General features: G+C 54.4%; 12 protein-coding genes and 1 pseudogene. 10 read left to right on the forward strand and 3 right to left on the reverse strand.

The window, feature by feature from the left end; translation table 11 throughout:
* From MELB17_RS21810 to MELB17_RS21835, 6 genes and pseudogenes are all read left to right on the forward strand, one after another.
* Nucleotides 1-446: pseudogene (locus MELB17_RS21810) on the forward strand (trigger factor); the annotation flags it as partial.
* 196 nt (nucleotides 447-642) lie between these two features.
* Nucleotides 643-1,278, forward strand: a complete 636-nt coding sequence (gene clpP, locus MELB17_RS21815; RefSeq protein WP_007352520.1) for an ATP-dependent Clp endopeptidase proteolytic subunit ClpP — start codon at nucleotides 643-645, stop codon at nucleotides 1,276-1,278.
* An 83-nt stretch (nucleotides 1,279-1,361) separates the two neighbouring features.
* A complete protein-coding gene (gene clpX, locus MELB17_RS21820; RefSeq protein WP_007352521.1) occupies nucleotides 1,362-2,645 on the forward strand; it encodes an ATP-dependent Clp protease ATP-binding subunit ClpX in 1,284 nt (427 codons plus the stop codon).
* Between the two features lie 126 nt (nucleotides 2,646-2,771).
* Nucleotides 2,772-5,189 carry an endopeptidase La gene (lon, locus tag MELB17_RS21825; protein ID WP_007352522.1) on the forward strand — a complete coding sequence of 806 codons (2,418 nt, stop codon included), beginning with the start codon at nucleotides 2,772-2,774 and terminating at the stop codon, nucleotides 5,187-5,189.
* 253 nt (nucleotides 5,190-5,442) lie between these two features.
* Nucleotides 5,443-5,715 (forward strand): HU family DNA-binding protein, encoded by a 273-nt coding sequence (locus MELB17_RS21830; RefSeq protein WP_007352523.1) that lies wholly within the window; start codon nucleotides 5,443-5,445, stop codon nucleotides 5,713-5,715.
* Nucleotides 5,716-5,909: 194 nt separating this feature from the next.
* Nucleotides 5,910-7,784 (forward strand): SurA N-terminal domain-containing protein, encoded by a 1,875-nt coding sequence (locus MELB17_RS21835; RefSeq protein ID WP_007352524.1) that lies wholly within the window; start codon nucleotides 5,910-5,912, stop codon nucleotides 7,782-7,784.
* A gap of 120 nt (nucleotides 7,785-7,904) precedes the next feature.
* Here MELB17_RS21835 and MELB17_RS21840 read toward each other — a convergent pair whose 3' ends face one another.
* Nucleotides 7,905-8,792 (reverse strand): MurR/RpiR family transcriptional regulator, encoded by an 888-nt coding sequence (locus MELB17_RS21840; RefSeq protein ID WP_007352525.1) that lies wholly within the window; start codon nucleotides 8,790-8,792, stop codon nucleotides 7,905-7,907.
* Between the two features lie 150 nt (nucleotides 8,793-8,942).
* Here MELB17_RS21840 and zwf point away from each other — a divergent pair, with 150 nt between their 5' ends.
* The 3 genes from zwf to MELB17_RS21855 are packed head-to-tail and all read left to right on the forward strand — an operon-like array spanning nucleotide 8,943 to nucleotide 11,813.
* Complete coding sequence (gene zwf, locus MELB17_RS21845; RefSeq protein WP_007352526.1) at nucleotides 8,943-10,418, forward strand: glucose-6-phosphate dehydrogenase; 1,476 nt, start codon at nucleotides 8,943-8,945, stop codon at nucleotides 10,416-10,418.
* Nucleotides 10,405-11,130, forward strand: coding sequence for a 6-phosphogluconolactonase (gene pgl, locus MELB17_RS21850; protein WP_007352527.1), 726 nt, complete (start codon nucleotides 10,405-10,407; stop codon nucleotides 11,128-11,130). Before zwf ends, pgl begins: the two co-directional genes overlap by 14 nt.
* 8 nt (nucleotides 11,131-11,138) lie before the next feature.
* Nucleotides 11,139-11,813, forward strand: a complete 675-nt coding sequence (locus MELB17_RS21855) for a bifunctional 4-hydroxy-2-oxoglutarate aldolase/2-dehydro-3-deoxy-phosphogluconate aldolase (protein WP_007352528.1) — start codon at nucleotides 11,139-11,141, stop codon at nucleotides 11,811-11,813.
* An 81-nt stretch (nucleotides 11,814-11,894) separates the two neighbouring features.
* Here the strand turns inward: MELB17_RS21855 and pyk are convergent, their stop codons facing one another.
* On the reverse strand, nucleotides 11,895-13,343 hold the full coding sequence (gene pyk, locus MELB17_RS21860) for a pyruvate kinase (protein ID WP_007352529.1): 1,449 nt from the start codon (nucleotides 13,341-13,343) through the stop codon (nucleotides 11,895-11,897).
* A 68-nt stretch (nucleotides 13,344-13,411) separates the two neighbouring features.
* Nucleotides 13,412-14,416 carry a type I glyceraldehyde-3-phosphate dehydrogenase gene (gene gap, locus MELB17_RS21865; protein WP_007352530.1) on the reverse strand — a complete coding sequence of 335 codons (1,005 nt, stop codon included), beginning with the start codon at nucleotides 14,414-14,416 and terminating at the stop codon, nucleotides 13,412-13,414.
* Between the two features lie 171 nt (nucleotides 14,417-14,587).
* Between gap and edd the strand changes: the two genes are divergently transcribed.
* Complete coding sequence (edd, locus tag MELB17_RS21870) at nucleotides 14,588-16,408, forward strand: phosphogluconate dehydratase (RefSeq protein ID WP_007352531.1); 1,821 nt, start codon at nucleotides 14,588-14,590, stop codon at nucleotides 16,406-16,408.
* Nucleotides 16,409-16,901: the final 493 nt, after the last annotated feature.

The following is a 16,901-nucleotide window of genomic DNA, read 5'->3' on the forward strand; positions in this document are numbered from 1 at the left end:
AAAATGACGTTGTTGACGCGCTGCTGAACAGCACGGAGTTTGACGTTCCGGCGTCCTTGGTTGATCAGGAAATTGATCGTGTGCGTAAGGACGCGGTTCAGCGTTTCGGCGGCGAGATGGACTTCCAGCAGTTGCCCAAGGAAATCTTTGAAGAGCAGGCCACGCGTCGCGTGAAGACCGGGCTGTTATTCCAGGAAGTGGTCAAAAAGAACGAATTGACCGCCGACGCGGAAAAAGTAGAAGAAAAGATCCAGGAAATTGCGTCTACGTATGAACAACCTGAGGAAGTGATTGCACACTTCAACAGCAGCCCGGAGCAGAAGTCCCAGATAGAATCTACCGTTCTGGAAGACGCAGTGGTTGAATATGTGCTGGGTCGGGCCCAAATAACTGAAAAGGCCATGAAGTACGAAGAGGCCATTCAGGCGGGTCAAACCCAGCGTTGATGGTTGGCCGGTTGCGAACGCTAGCAGCCGGCGCAAACGATCATTGCAAGTAGTCGGCATGTCCGGCTGTTTTTTCTAGGTTTGCCCAAGTGGTCGTTGCCCGCTTTATAAACGCCCATAGGCTGTGGTGGCTACAGGCCACATAAAGTGGTAATAACAGTCCATGCCCATTGTTCATAAGGAGTTCAGGCGCATCATGATGCAAAAGCCGATTGACGGTTCCGCAATGTCTACCAGTGCCGCCCTGGTGCCGATGGTTATTGAGCAAACGGCGCGCGGCGAGCGTTCGTTTGACATTTATTCCCGCCTGTTGAAAGAGCGGGTCATATTTATGGTAGGCCCGGTGGAAGATCACATGGCCAACCTGGTGGTGGCACAGTTGCTGTTTCTGGAATCAGAAAATCCGGACAAAGACATCCATCTTTATATCAATAGCCCGGGTGGTTCGGTAAGTGCCGGTATGTCGATTTATGACACCATGCAGTTTATCAAACCTGACGTTGCGACTTTGTGCGTGGGCCAGGCGGCCAGCATGGGTGCATTCCTGTTGGCGGGCGGCGCTGCGGGCAAACGTGCCTGCCTGCCCAACTCGCGGGTGATGATTCATCAGCCGCTGGGTGGCTATCAGGGCCAGGCAACGGATATCGAGATTCACACCCGTGAGATTCTCAAGATTCGCCACACCCTGAATTCCATTCTGGCGCACCATACCGGCCAGGATCTGGAAACCATTTCACGCGATACCGATCGTGACAATTTTATGGATCCGACCCAAGCTAAGGCCTATGGCCTGATCGATTCAGTACTTGATAAGCGCGTACCGAATAAATAATACTTGGGTAACACGCACCATCCGTGGCCGGCGTGGGGTTCCGTTTTAATCGGCGCCGGCAAACAGAGATCAGAGGTATTTCAATGGCAGACGAAAGAAACGGCAGAGGTGACGATAGCAGCAAGTTGCTGTACTGCTCGTTTTGTGGAAAGAGCCAGCACGAAGTCCGGAAGCTCATAGCAGGGCCTTCGGTGTTCGTCTGCGACGAATGCGTTGACCTTTGCAACGACATTATTCGTGAAGAAATTCAGGAAAATGCTCAGGAAGAGGCCAGCGATCGTCTGCCGACACCGGCCGAGATTCGTGAAACACTGAACGAGTACGTGATCGGCCAGGACCGGGCTAAAGTGGTGCTGGCAGTTGCTGTATACAATCACTACAAGCGTTTGCGCTACGGTGAGGGTAAAGCCGATGTCGAGCTGGGTAAAAGCAATATCCTGCTGATTGGCCCTACTGGCAGCGGCAAGACCCTACTGGCTGAAACTTTGGCGCGGGTGCTGAATGTACCCTTTACCATTGCCGACGCTACCACCCTGACCGAAGCCGGTTATGTGGGGGAGGATGTTGAAAATATCATTCAGAAGCTGCTGCAGAAATGCGATTATGATGTCGAGAAGGCCCAGCGGGGCATTGTCTACATCGACGAAATCGACAAGATTTCCCGCAAGTCTGACAACCCCTCCATCACTCGGGATGTGTCTGGTGAAGGTGTGCAGCAGGCGCTGTTGAAGCTGATTGAAGGCACCGTGGCTTCGGTACCGCCCCAAGGTGGCCGCAAGCATCCGCAGCAGGAGTTCCTGCAGGTGAACACAAGCAATATCCTGTTTATTTGCGGTGGTGCGTTTGCCGGTTTGGAGAAGGTGATACAGCAACGTTCTGCGCGTTCGTCCATCGGCTTTTCAGCAGAAGTGGCGAGCAAAGACAACATCAAATCCGCCGGCGAGATCATCAAAGATGTTCAAACCGAAGATCTGGTGAAGTTTGGCTTGATTCCGGAGTTTGTCGGCCGCTTGCCGGTTGTGGCGACCCTGACCGAGCTGGACGAAGACGCCCTGATTCAGATCCTGACCGAGCCCAAGAACGCTTTGACCAAGCAGTACCAGAAGCTGTTCGAAATGGAAGGTGTAGAACTGGATTTCCGTGAGGAGGCCCTGCGCGCGGTGGCTCGTAAAGCGAAAGAACGCAACACGGGTGCTCGTGGTTTGCGCTCGATTATGGAAGCAACGCTGCTAGACACCATGTATCAGATTCCGTCGGAACAGGATGTGTGCAAGGTGGTGGTTGATGAAAGCGTGATCAGCGGTGATTCTGAACCGTTCAAGATTTACGCCAACAACGACATGGCCAAAGTTGCGCCGGACGATTGATTCGCCAAATCCGCGTAATGATTGAAAAAGGGGCTGATTAGCCCCTTTTTTTATGTCGCAGATGCCCCAATGATTGGTGTTATGCTTATTAAAACTCTTTATTGATACCCCGTCAGAGGATTCCCTATGACCCGGATACCCGAAGAAACCGTGAAAGTTTACCCACTGCTCCCGTTACGCGATGTGGTGGTGTTCCCGCACATGGTTGTGCCCCTTTTTGTGGGCCGAGAGAAGTCTATCCAAGCGCTGGAAGCCGCGATGGAACGCGGCAAGGAAATCCTGCTGGTTGCCCAGCGTGACGCGGCCACAGACGACCCCGGCGTAAGCGACGTTTTCAACATTGGCACCCTGTCCACCATCCTGCAGATGCTGCGGCTGCCAGACGGCACCGTGAAAGTGCTGGTAGAGGGCAACGAACGTACCGCGCTGGAACAGATCGAAGATGGTGACTACCTGATAGCACACGCCCGCATTCTGCACGAAGAATCCTTGCCGGAGCGCGAAGAAGAAGTGCTCAGCAAGACCTTGATGGAAGAGTTCGAGAAGTTTGTGAAGCTTTCCAAAAAGGTGCCGGCCGAGGTCTCTGGCGCGCTCAACGGGATTACAGGCGTAGAGCGCTTGGTGGATACCATTGCTGCCCATCTGGACTTGCAGATTCCGCAAAAGCAGGAGCTGCTTGAAGCGCTGGATACCCGTGAGCGAATTGAACTTCTGCTGGGCAAGCTGGACGGCGAAATTGACCTGATTGAAGTGGAAAAGCGCATCCGTGGCCGGGTCAAAAAGCAGATGGAGCGCAGCCAGCGCGAGTATTACCTGAACGAGCAGATGAAGGCCATCCAGAAAGAAATGGGCCAGATGGGTGACGGTAATAACGATTTCGAGGAACTGGAACAGAAACTGGAGGACGCCGGTCTGCTGGACGAAGCCCGCAAGAAGACAGAAAGCGAGCTGAACAAACTGAAAATGATGTCGCCCATGTCGGCGGAAGCCACAGTGGTTCGTGGCTATATCGACTGGATGCTGGCGGTGCCCTGGAAAAAGCGCAGCCGCGTGCGCCACGATATCGATAGGGCCCGTGAAATACTCGATGAAGATCATTATGGTCTGGACGAGGTAAAAACCCGCACTCTGGAATACCTGGCAGTACATACCCGGGTGAAGAAGATCAAAGGGCCGGTGTTGTGCCTGGTAGGGCCTCCTGGAGTGGGTAAAACCTCTTTGGGGCAGTCCATTGCCCGTGCCACTAATCGCAAGTACACCCGTATGGCCCTGGGTGGCGTGCGTGACGAAGCCGAAATTCGCGGCCACCGCAAAACGTACATTGGCGCTTTGCCTGGCAAGCTGCTGCAGAAATTGGCCAAAGTCGGGGTGAAAAATCCGCTGTTCCTGTTCGATGAAATTGACAAGATGGGCATGGATCAGCGCGGAGACCCCGGCTCTGCGCTGCTGGAAGTGCTAGACCCGGAACAGAATCACACCTTCAACGATCACTATCTGGAAGTGGATTACGATCTGTCGGATGTGATGTTCGTGTGCACCTCGAACTCGATGAATATTCCGTCGGCGCTGCTGGACCGGATGGAAATCATCCGCATTCCAGGTTACACCGAAGATGAAAAAGTGAATATCGCTCTGCGTTACTTGGTGCCCAAGCAGACAAAAGCCAACGGTCTGCGTGACAAAGAGCTGGATATTCCGGAAGAAACTCTGCGCGACCTGGTGCGTTACTACACCCGCGAGGCCGGCGTACGTGGCCTGGAGCGCGAAATTGCCAAGATCTGCCGTAAGGTGGTGCGTGAGCACGTCTCAAGCGGCGATAAGAGCCAGGTAGCGATAACGCCGGCGATGCTGGAAGACTATTCTGGCGTGCAGAAATTCAAATACGGCCTGGCAGAAGAAAATAACGAAATTGGCCAAGTGACCGGTCTGGCCTGGACCCAGGTGGGCGGCGAATTGCTGACCATTGAATGTGCGCTTACGCCGGGCAAAGGTCGGGTGGTGAAAACCGGTTCGCTGGGCGACGTTATGCAGGAGTCTATCCAGACGGCATTAACCGTTGTGCGCAGTCGCGCTAAAGCGCTGGGTATTGCCGATGATTTTCACGAAAAACACGATTTGCACGTGCACGTGCCCGAGGGCGCGACGCCAAAAGACGGCCCCAGCGCTGGTATAGGTATGTGTACAGCATTGGTGTCGGCGTTAACCCGTAATCCGGTCCGCAGCGACGTTGCCATGACCGGTGAAATAACCCTGCGGGGCCGCGTTCTGCCCATTGGAGGGCTTAAGGAAAAGCTCTTGGCAGCGCACCGAGGAGGCATCAAAACGGTTATAATTCCTGATGAAAATGTCAGAGATCTCAAAGAGATACCTGAAAATATAAAAGAGTCTCTGGAGATCCGTCCGGTTAAATGGATTGACGAAGTGTTGGACATTGCGTTGGTGTATTCGCCGGAGGTAATGGCAGGTGAGATCGCTGCAGAATCAGCCGCCAAGGCCGGTTGTGGTGACGACGCAGAATCGAACGAACGCCCAAATACGCACTAAACCCGACATGAATTGTTGACACACGGAAGAGCCCATTGGTATAACTGTTTCGCCGTGAAGCAGCCTGTACCAAGGGCTCCCGCGTTCTACAATGCTATTCCGATTAACGGTTTACCGCTCCGACTTACGGATTGTTGCCGCAAGGGATAAAAATAATTGCCGAATGGAATTCTACAAACGTATGTGCAATAGTCTCTGCGTTTGAGATCCACCGACCTATAACATCTTCAACCTGAAATCGAAGGGGTTTAGTGTGAACAAGTCCGAACTTATTGATGCAATAGCAGAGTCTGCTGATATTTCCAAAGCCGCCGCTGGCCGCGCTCTGGATGCCATGACCACCTCCATTACCAGTGCCCTGAAAAAGGATGATCAGGTAACGTTGATTGGTTTTGGTACTTTCTCCGTGAAAGAACGAGCTGCCCGTACTGGCCGTAACCCGCAGACAGGCGCCGAGATCCAGATCAAGGCTTCCAAAGTGCCTGGTTTCAAAGCAGGTAAAGCCCTGAAAGACGCCGTTAAGTAACGGGTTTTTCGACGGCAGCTCCGCGGTTTGGAGCTGCGCCAGAAATAGTAAAGGCGCATTCCACACTGAATGCGCCTTTTCACGTTAACAACGTGAGATTTACGTTAACAACGCCAGAATTGCGTTGATGACGATAAAAGATTCGCCGGCATTCGCTGGCACAGTACGACCTTGAACAGGGATTCGGGAGATACATGCTTCAAGATATGCGGGAAAACGCCCAGGGCACCATTGCCAAGATTATTATCGGCTTGCTGATTTTGTCGCTTTCCGTTTGGGGAATGGACGCCATTATTGGCGGCTTCAGCGGCGAACCGGAAGTGGCTACGGTGAATGGCCAGGATATTACAGAGCGCGAATTTTTGCGGGTGGTGCAGCTGGAAAGCCAGAACCGCCTGTCCCGTATGGAACGGCCGGATCCTTCTCTGTTGGACGAAGATCAGATTCGAGTTGACGTACTGCAGGCACTGATTGAAGAGCAGGTGTTGGCGCAGGACGCAGACCGGCAGGGTCTGGCGTTGTCTGACGCCGATATTGATGCGCTGATTACCCAGATGCCGCAGTTTCAGGTAGACGGCCAGTTCAATCGCGATCAGTTTGTTACTACCGTCCGCAATGTGGGTATGGGCGTTGGCGAATTCCGCGATGCCATGCGCAAGCAAACCGTTGTGAACCAGATTCGCGCCGGTATCGTCGCCAGCGGCGTTGTCACCAGCAATAGCATTACGCGGCTGATGAAGATTCAAAATCAGACCCGCGACTTCCGCCTGCTGAATATTTCTGCCAGCGCCGTGGCTGACCAGGTAAACGTCAGCGCCGGTGATATACAGGCGTTTTACGACAGCAACCCAAACTTGTTCCAGCAGCCCGAGCAAGTCGATGTCAGTTATGTTGTGTTATCGCTGAACGCGCTGGCTGACGCCATCGTCATCAGTGACGAAGAGCTTCTGACTTATTACCAAAGCCGCGAAGCCGATCTGGCTCGCGAAGAGCGCCGTGCGGCGCATATCCTGGTTGAAGACACCGCCGATGCGGACGCCGTTGTTGAGCGTATCCAACAGCGCCTGGCCGACGGTGAAGACTTCGCAGCGCTGGCGCAGGAACTGTCGATTGATACGGTTTCTGGCGAGCAGGGCGGCGATCTGGGCTTTGCCGGCCGTGGCGTTTACGACCCGGCCTTCGATGAAGCTCTGTTCAGCCTTGAACCCGGCACTGTTTCAGACCCGGTGCGCACCAGCTTTGGTGTACACCTGATCAAGTTGAACGACATTCGCCGTTCAGACGTGCCCGCCCTGGCCGACGTTGCCGCGCAGTTGCGTGACGATCTGTCCCGCGAGCAAGCGCGTGAAGCTTATGCCCAGGCACGTACAACGCTGGCGGACTCGGCTTACGCGGCCGACAATCTGGAAGGGCCAGCGAAAGACCTGAATCTTGAGCTTCGCCAGGCTGACAAGATTACCCGAAACGGCGGCGGTGAGCCGTTTGACCATGCCGGACTGGTGCGCCAGCTGTTTTCGGAAGACGTATTGAACGGTGGCTATAACACCGAGCTGATTGACGTTGCCGACAACCGCGCTGTGGTCGCCCGCGTGCGGGTTTACCGCGAGGCTGAGGTGTTGCCGCTAGACGGCGTGGAGGACGCTATTCGCAGCAATCTGGAGGCCGAAAAAACCCGTACCGCGCTGGCGGCCCGTGCCAGCGAAATGGCCGCGCAGTTACAGGCCGGCGAATCGTTGCAGGATATCGCCGACGACAGCTGGGCTACTTACAGCGAACAGCCCCGCAGTGCGCCGGAATTAGGCGGTGGGGTCATGCAGACGGTTTACGCGTTGCCGCGTCCACGGGCAGGTGACGTCAGCTATGGCCACACTATTACCGGTAACAGTGCCGTTGTAATCGCTCTGGATAAGGTTAATGAAGGTGAAGTAAACACCGGCAGCACCGAATACGTGCAGTTGCAGGAGTTTCTGGCCTCACTGGACGGCCAGCGCGAGTATACGCCTACCAGCAGTGGCTGCGGAATAACGCCGAGGTGGGGCGTCCGTAGTACAGGTTTAGTACACAGCTAGAATAAAGCTAGGGAAAATCCAGGGCAGGATGACCCCCAAGGCGAGTAAAAAAGCCCGAACCGGCTACCCGGTTCGGGCTTTTTTGTTTCTAACGTCAACGTTGCTTTAGCGCATGCGCTGTCAGGGTTGTGTCAGTGGTAGGCGGGTAGGGCGCAGGCTTTCTTTAATTTTTTTTAAGTGGCTGAGAAAATCCGGGCCGCGCTTTAACGTCACCCCTGTAGCCAGAATGTCGATGACGGTAAGCTGGATAATACGCGACGACATGGGCATATACACTTCGGTATCTTCCGGCGAAATCACCGGTAACACCACGCTGGACACTGCCGCCAGGGGCGATTGAGGGTTGGTAATGCCAATGACCGTGGCGCCGTTATCGCGGGCAATTTGTGCTATTTCTACGGTTTCCCGGGTGCGGCCGGTGTAAGAGATAGCCACAATCACATCGCCCACGTGGGAGCCGGCAGCCACCATTCGCTGAATCAAGGCGTCGTCGTAAGTCGTAACGGGTATGTTGAAACGGAAAAACTTGTGCTGGGCGTCCATCGCCACCGACGCTGAGGCACCCATGCCAAAAAAGCTGATCTGCTTGGCTTGAATCAGCGAATCGATGGCCTGCGCCAGTGCCTTGGCATCCAGCGTCTGGCGCGCCTTATCCAGGCTCGCCATGGTGCTGAGTATGATCTTGTCGGAAAACTCTGCCACTGTGTCGTCGGGCTCAACGTTCTGGCCGACATAGGGAGTGCCGGTGGCAATGCTTTGTGCCAGGCGAATCTTGAAGTCGGGAAAACCGGTGGCGGAAAACCCGCGGCAAAAACGGTTAACCGTCGGTTCGCTAACGTCAGACGCCCGCGCCAGCGCGGCAATGCTGTAACGGGTTGCAGCGCTGGGGTCGCGCATGATGGCCTCTGCCACCTTGCGCTCAGATTTGTTGAGCTGCTCCAGCCTCTGCTGAATATCCTCAAGCAGATTATCATCCCGGCGAGAATGGGTGAGGGTAGTTGCAGTCATGCCTGAAGCTCCCTGATTACGTCGTTTGGTGTGAAATTTTAAAAATTATACCCTGTTTTACGGATTTTGGGTGTAGTAAAAGTGTCGGAAGTGGGGTTAAATGACCAGATACTCACATTTTGGCGACGATTATTGGATAAAATTACTACAATGACCAAATTAGACAATACTCGCTGCGACTTGATGATTTTTGGCGCCTTAGGCGACCTGGCCAACCGCAAACTGTTTCCGGCGCTCTACCAGCTTGAGCGCGCGGAATTGTTTGCTGAAGGAAGCCGTGTTCTGGCACTGGCCCGGCACGAGCACAGCAACGACGACGTGCGCCAGCAGATTGCCGATAATTTGCGCCAGCGGGTTCCGGCCGAAGAATTTGAACAATCGGTTGTAGAGCGTCTGGTACAGCGGGTGGAATACCGCAGCCTTGATTTCAGCCGCCGCGAGAGTTACCCGGAGTTGAACGGTTGGCGCGACAGCGTCAATAACAATCTGATTGTGTACATGGCCACGCCGCCGTCGTTGTACGGGGTGATTGCGCGCAATCTACGAGATTCCGACTGTTGCAGTGAGCACATCCGGGTAGTGGTTGAGAAACCCATTGGCCATGATCTGCAATCGTCGCGGGTCATCAATGATGCACTGGGCGAGGTATACGCTGAAAGTGAGCTGTTCCGCATTGACCATTATCTGGGCAAAGAGACCGTACAAAATCTGATTGCTCTGCGTTTCGCCAACAATCTTTTTGCCTCCCAGTGGGATCAGAACCACATTTCCCACGTGGAAATCACTGTGGCCGAAAGCTTGGGTATTGAAGGGCGATGGGGCTATTTCGACAAGGCCGGGCAATTGCGTGACATGATTCAGAACCACCTGCTGCAACTGCTGTGCCTGATTGCCATGGATCCACCGTCTGATTTGTCGGCAGACAGCATTCGCGATGAAAAAGTGAAAGTGCTGAAAGCTCTGCGCAAAATTACGCCCGCCATGATGGAACATTACGCGGTGCGCGGGCAGTACACCGCAGGTTCCAGCGAGGGCAAGGCGGTGCCCGGATACCTTGATGAAAAAGGTGCTGATAAATCCAGTGATACCGAAACTTTTGTCGCCCTGAAAGTAGAAATCGATAACTGGCGCTGGTCTGGTGTGCCATTTTACATCCGCACGGGTAAACGGCTGCCTGAAAAGTTTTCCCAAATCGTGATTCATTTCAAACCGGCACCGCACTACATATTTGACCCAGACCAGAAGCATCTGGCCAACAATAAATTGATTATCCGCCTGCAGCCAGACGAAGGCATGGCGCTGAAAATACTCACCAAAGACCAAGGCCTGGATAAAGGCATGCGCCTGCGCCAGGGGCCGCTGGAACTGACCTTCGCCGAAACCTTTGCCAAGGTTCGCATCCCCGAAGCCTATGAACGGCTGCTGTGGGAAGTTATGAAAGGTCACCAGTACCTGTTTGTGCGCCGCGACGAAGTTGAACACGCCTGGCGCTGGATAGACCAGATCATCACCAATTGGCAAGACAGCGGCGAGCCGCCAAAACGTTACGCCGCAGGTGGTTGGGGGCCGGTGGCATCGGTGGCTTTGATAACCCGTGACGGACGAAGCTGGTATGAAGATGTCTAAGCCCTTATTACCCAATGGCGTATTTTGGTACCGGGCTGCAACACCGGCCGACCTTGCCCGGAAATTGGCCGAGCAGGTTGCGTTGATTCTGCGCCAACGTCTTGAAGCAGCGCCGCGGGCTAGCTTGGCGTTGTCTGGCGGCAGTACACCGATTTTGCTGTTTAAGGCTTTGGCCCAGCAAGTGCTGGACTGGCAGCGGATAGACATTGTGCAGGTAGACGAACGCTGGGTAGAGCCGTCGCACCCAGACAGCAACAGCGCCCAGATACGAGAGCATCTGTTGCAGGAAGGGGCTGCCGTGGCACGTTTTCATCCACTGTACGAAAACGTCGCAAGCCCTTCAGCCGGCCTGGGTGCCGTTTGCCAACGGCTTGAATCTCTTAGCTGGCCGCTGGACGTGGTGGTGTTGGGTATGGGCAACGACGGCCATACTGCATCGTTATTTCCTGATGCGCCGGAACTGGTCGCCGCCATGGCGGAGCATAACTGCAGTAAATTGGCGGCGATAACACCACCCAATCAAGCCCAGGCGCGAATAACTCTGACCCGAAGCGCCATTGCCGGCGCCCGTAATTGTATTCTGCACATTCAGGGCGACGACAAGCTGGCCACTCTGAACAAGGCATTGGCCGAACCTGATAACTGGGCGCAAATGCCAATCCGCGCGTTTCTGCGGTCGGGTTTGCACATTTTTTGGAGCCCCGCAAAGTGACCTTATTGATGAATGCCCAAGCTCAAGCCCAATGCCAGCGGTTAGACGACATCGTCAGCCTGTCGCCGCTGCTGCCGGTGATCACCATTAATCACCCAGACACCGCGGTGCCTCTGTGCGAGGCGTTGATGCAGGGCGGGCTTAAGGTGTTCGAGATCACTCTGCGCAGTGAATACGGTCTGGATGCGATTCGTGCTCTGCGCAAGGCGCTTCCTGACGCCTTTATAGGCGCGGGTACGGTGTTAACGGTAGAGCAGTATAAGCAGGCAGAGGCGGCGGGTGCGCAGTTTGTCGTAACACCGGGAATCACACTGCCGTTGCTGGAATATGGGTTGCAAGCACAGGCGCCGCTGCTGCCTGGCATTGCTACGGCGTCGGAATTAATGAGTGGTTACCAGTTGGGATACCGCCGTTTCAAGTTCTTTCCAGCAGAAGTGGCCGGTGGCACGGCGGGCTTGCGGGCGTTAAGCGGACCGTTTGCCGGAGTTCGGTTTTGCCCTACCGGCGGTATTCGCCAAAACACCGCAGCGGATTACTTGGCTTTGGACAACGTGATGACCGTGGGCGGAACCTGGCTGACGCCGGAAGACGCAGTGGCCACCGGCGATTGGGCGAGAGTCCGTGAACTGGCGAGGGCAAGCCTGGCGGAACTGAATGCGTCAATAGGGTCAGCTGAGGCGTAAGGTTTTATACGAAAAGGCAGTGAGAAGCCAGCAAGAAAAAGTCAGCAAGCCGGCGTTTTTTGTGCCTAAATAATTCGCGATTTAGTGCAAATGTTCACCTACACGCAGGATTTGCATGGAATTGGTGCCGCCTTGGGCATTGGTAAAATTGCCTTTGGTGATGATAACCAGATCGCCGTTTTTCACTACGCCTTGTTTTACCAGTTGCTCTACCGCCTCGGTGTTGGTGTCTTCGGCCGCAAAGTTTGCAGCATCAAAGGGTACGGTTTGCACGCCACGGTACATCACTACCCGGTGCTGGGTGGTGTGATGGCGTGAAAACGCATAAATCGGCAAGCTGGACTTGATGCGAGACATCAGCTGCGGGGTTGCACCGGTTTCGGTCAGGCAGATGATAGCGGCTATGCCGTTCAGGTGATTGGCCGCGTACATGGTAGACAGAGCAATGGCTTCATCTACCCGTCCCATGGACTCGTGCATCCGATGTTTGGACTGGTGCATGGAGGGGTGTTTCTCCGCACCAATGCAAATTCGCACCATGGCGGTTACCGCTTCCACCGGATAATCACCAACAGCGGTTTCTGCCGACAGCATCACTGCGTCCGTGTAATCCATCACCGCGTTAGCCACATCCGACACTTCGGCGCGGGTGGGCATAGGGTTGGTGATCATCGATTCCATCATCTGGGTGGCAGTAATCACCGCGCGGTTGAGAATTCGAGCGCGCTGAATAATGTGCTTTTGCACACCGACCAGTTCGGCATCGCCGATTTCCACTGCCAGATCGCCGCGGGCAACCATGACCACGTCAGACGCTTCGATGACCGCATCCAGTGCGGCGTCATCGTGGGCCAGCTCGGCGCGTTCAATTTTTGCGACCAGCCCCGCTTCAGAGCCGGCTTCTTTCAGCAAACGACGAGCTGTGTGCATGTCTTCGGCGTTGCGAACGAAAGAAACGGCCACATAATCCGCGCCCAACTTGGCGGCAGTAACAATGTCTTGCTTGTCTTTCTCGGTCAGCGCCTCAGCCGACAGGCCACCGCCGCGCTTGTTCAGGCCTTTGTTGTTAGACAAGGGTCCACCGATCAGAACCGTGGAGGTGATGCTGTGATCGTCTACCGCGTCTATCTGCATTTCGATGCGACCGTCGTCCAACACCAGAATGTCGCCGGGTTTTACATCGCGGATCAGCTGTTCGTAATCGATGCCTACGCAATCGGAGGTGCCACTTTCTTTGTCCATGGTGGCATCCAGCACAAAGGTTTGGCCGGCGGTCAGGGTGACTTTATTGTCGCGAAAGCGGGCAATGCGCAATTTTGGCCCTTGCAGGTCGGCCATAATAGCGACAAAACGGCCCTGTGCCTTGGCGGTGTCGCGTACCAGGCGCGCGCGCTTTTCGTGATCTTCCGCAGTGCCGTGGGAAAAATTCAGACGGGTAACGTCGACACCCGCAGCAATAATAGCGCCCAAAGATTCGGGGCTGTCGGTAGCGGGACCAAGGGTGGCAACAATCTTTGTACGCCGGAGCATAGTGGGTGTCCTTTCAGAGTGTGAAGATGTTTCGCTTACGCGGTTTGGCTGGTTGTCGGCTTGTGCCTTCATTGGCTGGCTTTTATAAGTGCAGCTGCATTATCCAGCATTCGGTTCGAGAAACCCCACTCATTGTCATACCAGGCCATGACTTTTACATGACGCCCGATCACGCGCGTGTGGTTGGCGTCAAAAATACTCGAACGAGCGTCGTGGTTAAAGTCAACGCTAACCAGTTTTTCCTGGTTATATCCCAGTACGCTATTTTTGTCAGCTGCGGCTTTTACTGCGGCGTTAACTTCCTCTACGGAGGTGTCGCGGCTTGCAATAAAGCCAAAGTCGACCAGCGATACGTTAATAGTGGGTACACGAACCGCCAGGCCGTCCAGCTTGCCGTTCAGTGCCGGAATGATTTTACCAATCGCGGCAGCGGCACCGGTTTTGGTGGGAATCATTGACTGGGTGGCCGAGCGCGCGCGGTACAGGTCTGAATGGTACACATCGCTCAAATGCTGGTCGTTGGTATAGGAGTGAATGGTGGTCATCAATCCACTTTCAATTCCGACCGCATTGTTCAAAGCTTCGGCGATTGGTGCCAGGCAGTTCGTGGTGCAGGAGGCGTTGGAAATAATGTGATGGTCGGCGTTCAGAATCTGGTCGTTTACACCGAAAACCACCATGGCGTCTGCGTCTGGGCTGGGTGCAGAAATAATCACTTTGCGGGCACCCGCCTGCAAATGGGCCGCGGCTTTTTCACGTGTCGTGAACAGGCCCGTGCATTCCAGCACCACGTCTACGCCCAGATCTTTCCACGGCAGGTCGGCGGGGTTGCGGATTGCGCTGATGGCAATGCGGTCGCCGTTCACGCTGAGGGAATCGGCATCGTGGCTTACGTCGGCAGCAAAACGCCCGTGAACACTGTCATACTTGAGCAGGTGGGCGTTGGTTTCGGCATCGCCCAGGTCATTAATAGCGACCACCTGCATCTGCTCGCGATAATTGTTCTCATAAAGGGCGCGAAGCGTGTTGCGGCCAATGCGGCCAAACCCGTTAATTGCGATTCGAATGGTCATACTCTTACTCCTGAACGGATGGTTTTTATTCGGAAATACACATGGGGTAGTAAATGTATCAACAAAACGCAAACAAATGAACACTGAAACCCGTAAAATGTAAGAAATAGAACGTAAAACTACGTTCATAGCCAAAATAATCAAATAAACCTGCTGCCTGTGGAGCTTGCCATGAACCCGACCGTTGATCGCGTAACCCAAAGAATTATTGAGCGCAGCCGAGTATCACGTCTGGATTATCTTGCCCGTATGCAGGCGTTGAAGAACAGTTCGCCCCAGCGCGGCACCTTGTCTTGCGGTAATCTGGCCCATGGTTTTGCCGCTTGTGAGCAGGGCGATAAAGACACCCTGAAGCTGATGAACCGGGCCAATGTGGCGATTGTGTCTGCGTACAACGATATGCTGTCGGCGCACCAACCTTACGCGTCCTTTCCCGATGTTATTCGCAAGGCTGCCCACGGTATGGGGTCTGTGGCTCAGTTCGCGGGTGGTACACCGGCCATGTGTGATGGCGTTACCCAGGGCCAGCCGGGTATGGAACTTAGCCTGTTTTCCCGGGACACTATTGCCATGAGTACGGCGGTTGCGCTCAGCCACAACATGTTCGATGCAACACTGCTGCTGGGTATTTGCGACAAGATTGTTCCGGGCCTGTTGATAGGCGCGCTCAGCTTTGGTTACTTACCGACGATTCTGGTGCCGGCGGGCCCCATGCCGTCAGGGCTGCCAAATAAAGAGAAACAACGCATTCGCCAACTGCACGCCGAGGGCAAAATTGGTAAAGAGGAACTGCTGGAAGCCGAAAGCCAGTCTTACCACAGCCCTGGCACCTGCACCTTTTACGGCACGGCGAACAGCAACCAGTTGTTGGTTGAGGTGATGGGGCTACACCTGCCGGGCAGTGCGTTTGTGCATCCTGACACGCCTTTACGGGAGCAGCTCACCTGTGCCGCAACGGAGCAAGTTATCCGCCTGTCGAAACCCCAGGGCGGTACTTTGGGGCTGGGTGACATGGTGGATGAAAAGGCCATTGTGAATGCGCTGGTGGCCTTACTGGTTACCGGTGGGTCAACCAACCACACTTTGCACTGGGTGGCCATTGCCCGCGCCGCCGGCGTTATTATTGACTGGAACGACTACGCCGAGCTGTCGTCGGTGGTGCCTTCCATGACCCGCATTTATCCCAATGGTGAAGCAGATATCAATGCCTTCCACGAAGCCGGTGGCACACCTTTTTTGATTCGCGAGTTGCTCAGCCACGGCTATTTGCACAACGACGTACAAACCGTGATGGGTTTTGGTCTTGAGCGTTACACCCAAGGGCCTGCGCTGAACAGCGGCGAACTGACCTGGCAGCCTGCGCCGGCAAAGAGCCTTTATCCGAGCGTGCTGAGCAGTGCTGCCGAGCCGTTTGCTGTAGACGGAGGCCTGAAGGTGCTTGACGGCAACCTGGGCCGCGGAGTTATAAAAGTGTCGGCGGTGGCACTTCAGCACCACAAAGTGCAGGCGCCAGCGGTGGTGTTCAACGATCAGAACAAACTGAAGGCCGCGTTTGATGCCGGTGCCCTGAACCGGGATTGCGTGGTGGTTGTGCGTTTTCAGGGGCCAAAAGCCAACGGCATGCCGGAGTTGCACAAGCTAACGCCCTACCTGGGCGTTCTGCAGGATCGCGGTTTTCAGGTGGCGCTGGTGACCGATGGGCGCATGTCTGGCGCCTCGGGTAAAGTGCCAGCGGCCATACACGTCTATCCGGAGGCACTTGACGGTGGTGCCCTGGCCAAAGTGCGCGATGGTGACCTGATATCTCTGAACGCAGATACCGGTTCGTTGGAGCTGTTGATAGACGAACAGGTTCTTGCCAGTCGCGAACCGGTAAAACCTAACTTGGCGGCATCCCATCACGGTCATGGCCGTGAACTGTTTGGTTGGATGCGCCGCAGCGCCAGTAATCCTGAACAGGGTGCCAGTGTGTTCTGGAATTATGACGACTAAGCCGACATAAAGAATGGTGGTTATGTTTGTTTTCGTACAAAACTATTAAAAACACGTTATTAGTAAGTTCGCTAACGAATTTTTTTATTTTTTTTATTTTTCGATAAGTACTTATAGAACAATATTTTAATGCGATTTCATGGGCATTTATCGCATTTAAAGTCACTCAAAGCGAAAATTACTTTGATCAAAAACTTTCTATTTTGTCATTTGACGGTTAAATTTGTCTTGTCCCGAATATTCTGATTGAAGACAAAGCAAAAATATTCGTTCACTAATCGGGCTGTTGTGCCTGAATGCAAGCGCCGTTGGCGCTGCGATGTTACAGCAGTTTGAGATCTGGCACTAATAACAACAGGAAGCTGACATGACCGAACACAACGCATTTGCGAAAACTCCCAGCCGTCGTCCAATGCGCAAGGCGCCTTTGGCCGTTGCGCTGTCACTTATAGCAGCGGGGATGGCTTCACCGGCAATGGCGGAAGTCGCATTG

Origin of the sequence: Marinobacter sp. ELB17, assembly GCF_000169375.1 — a bacterium.
Lineage (GTDB): Bacteria > Pseudomonadota > Gammaproteobacteria > Pseudomonadales > Oleiphilaceae > Marinobacter.

Bases quoted from the DNA above. Each gene is read 5' to 3' on its own strand.
- clpP (WP_007352520.1), top strand. From the start codon at position 643: ATGATGCAAAAGCCGATTGACGGTTCCGCAATGTCTACCAGTGCCGCC.
- clpX (WP_007352521.1), top strand. From the start codon at position 1,362: ATGGCAGACGAAAGAAACGGCAGAGGTGACGATAGCAGCAAGTTGCTG.
- lon (WP_007352522.1), top strand. From the start codon at position 2,772: ATGACCCGGATACCCGAAGAAACCGTGAAAGTTTACCCACTGCTCCCG.
- MELB17_RS21835 (WP_007352524.1), top strand. From the start codon at position 5,910: ATGCTTCAAGATATGCGGGAAAACGCCCAGGGCACCATTGCCAAGATT.
- MELB17_RS21840 (WP_007352525.1), bottom strand. From the start codon at position 8,792: ATGACTGCAACTACCCTCACCCATTCTCGCCGGGATGATAATCTGCTT.
- zwf (WP_007352526.1), top strand. From the start codon at position 8,943: ATGACCAAATTAGACAATACTCGCTGCGACTTGATGATTTTTGGCGCC.
- pgl (WP_007352527.1), top strand. From the start codon at position 10,405: ATGAAGATGTCTAAGCCCTTATTACCCAATGGCGTATTTTGGTACCGG.
- MELB17_RS21855 (WP_007352528.1), top strand. From the start codon at position 11,139: ATGAATGCCCAAGCTCAAGCCCAATGCCAGCGGTTAGACGACATCGTC.
- pyk (WP_007352529.1), bottom strand. From the start codon at position 13,343: ATGCTCCGGCGTACAAAGATTGTTGCCACCCTTGGTCCCGCTACCGAC.
- gap (WP_007352530.1), bottom strand. From the start codon at position 14,416: ATGACCATTCGAATCGCAATTAACGGGTTTGGCCGCATTGGCCGCAAC.
- edd (WP_007352531.1), top strand. From the start codon at position 14,588: ATGAACCCGACCGTTGATCGCGTAACCCAAAGAATTATTGAGCGCAGC.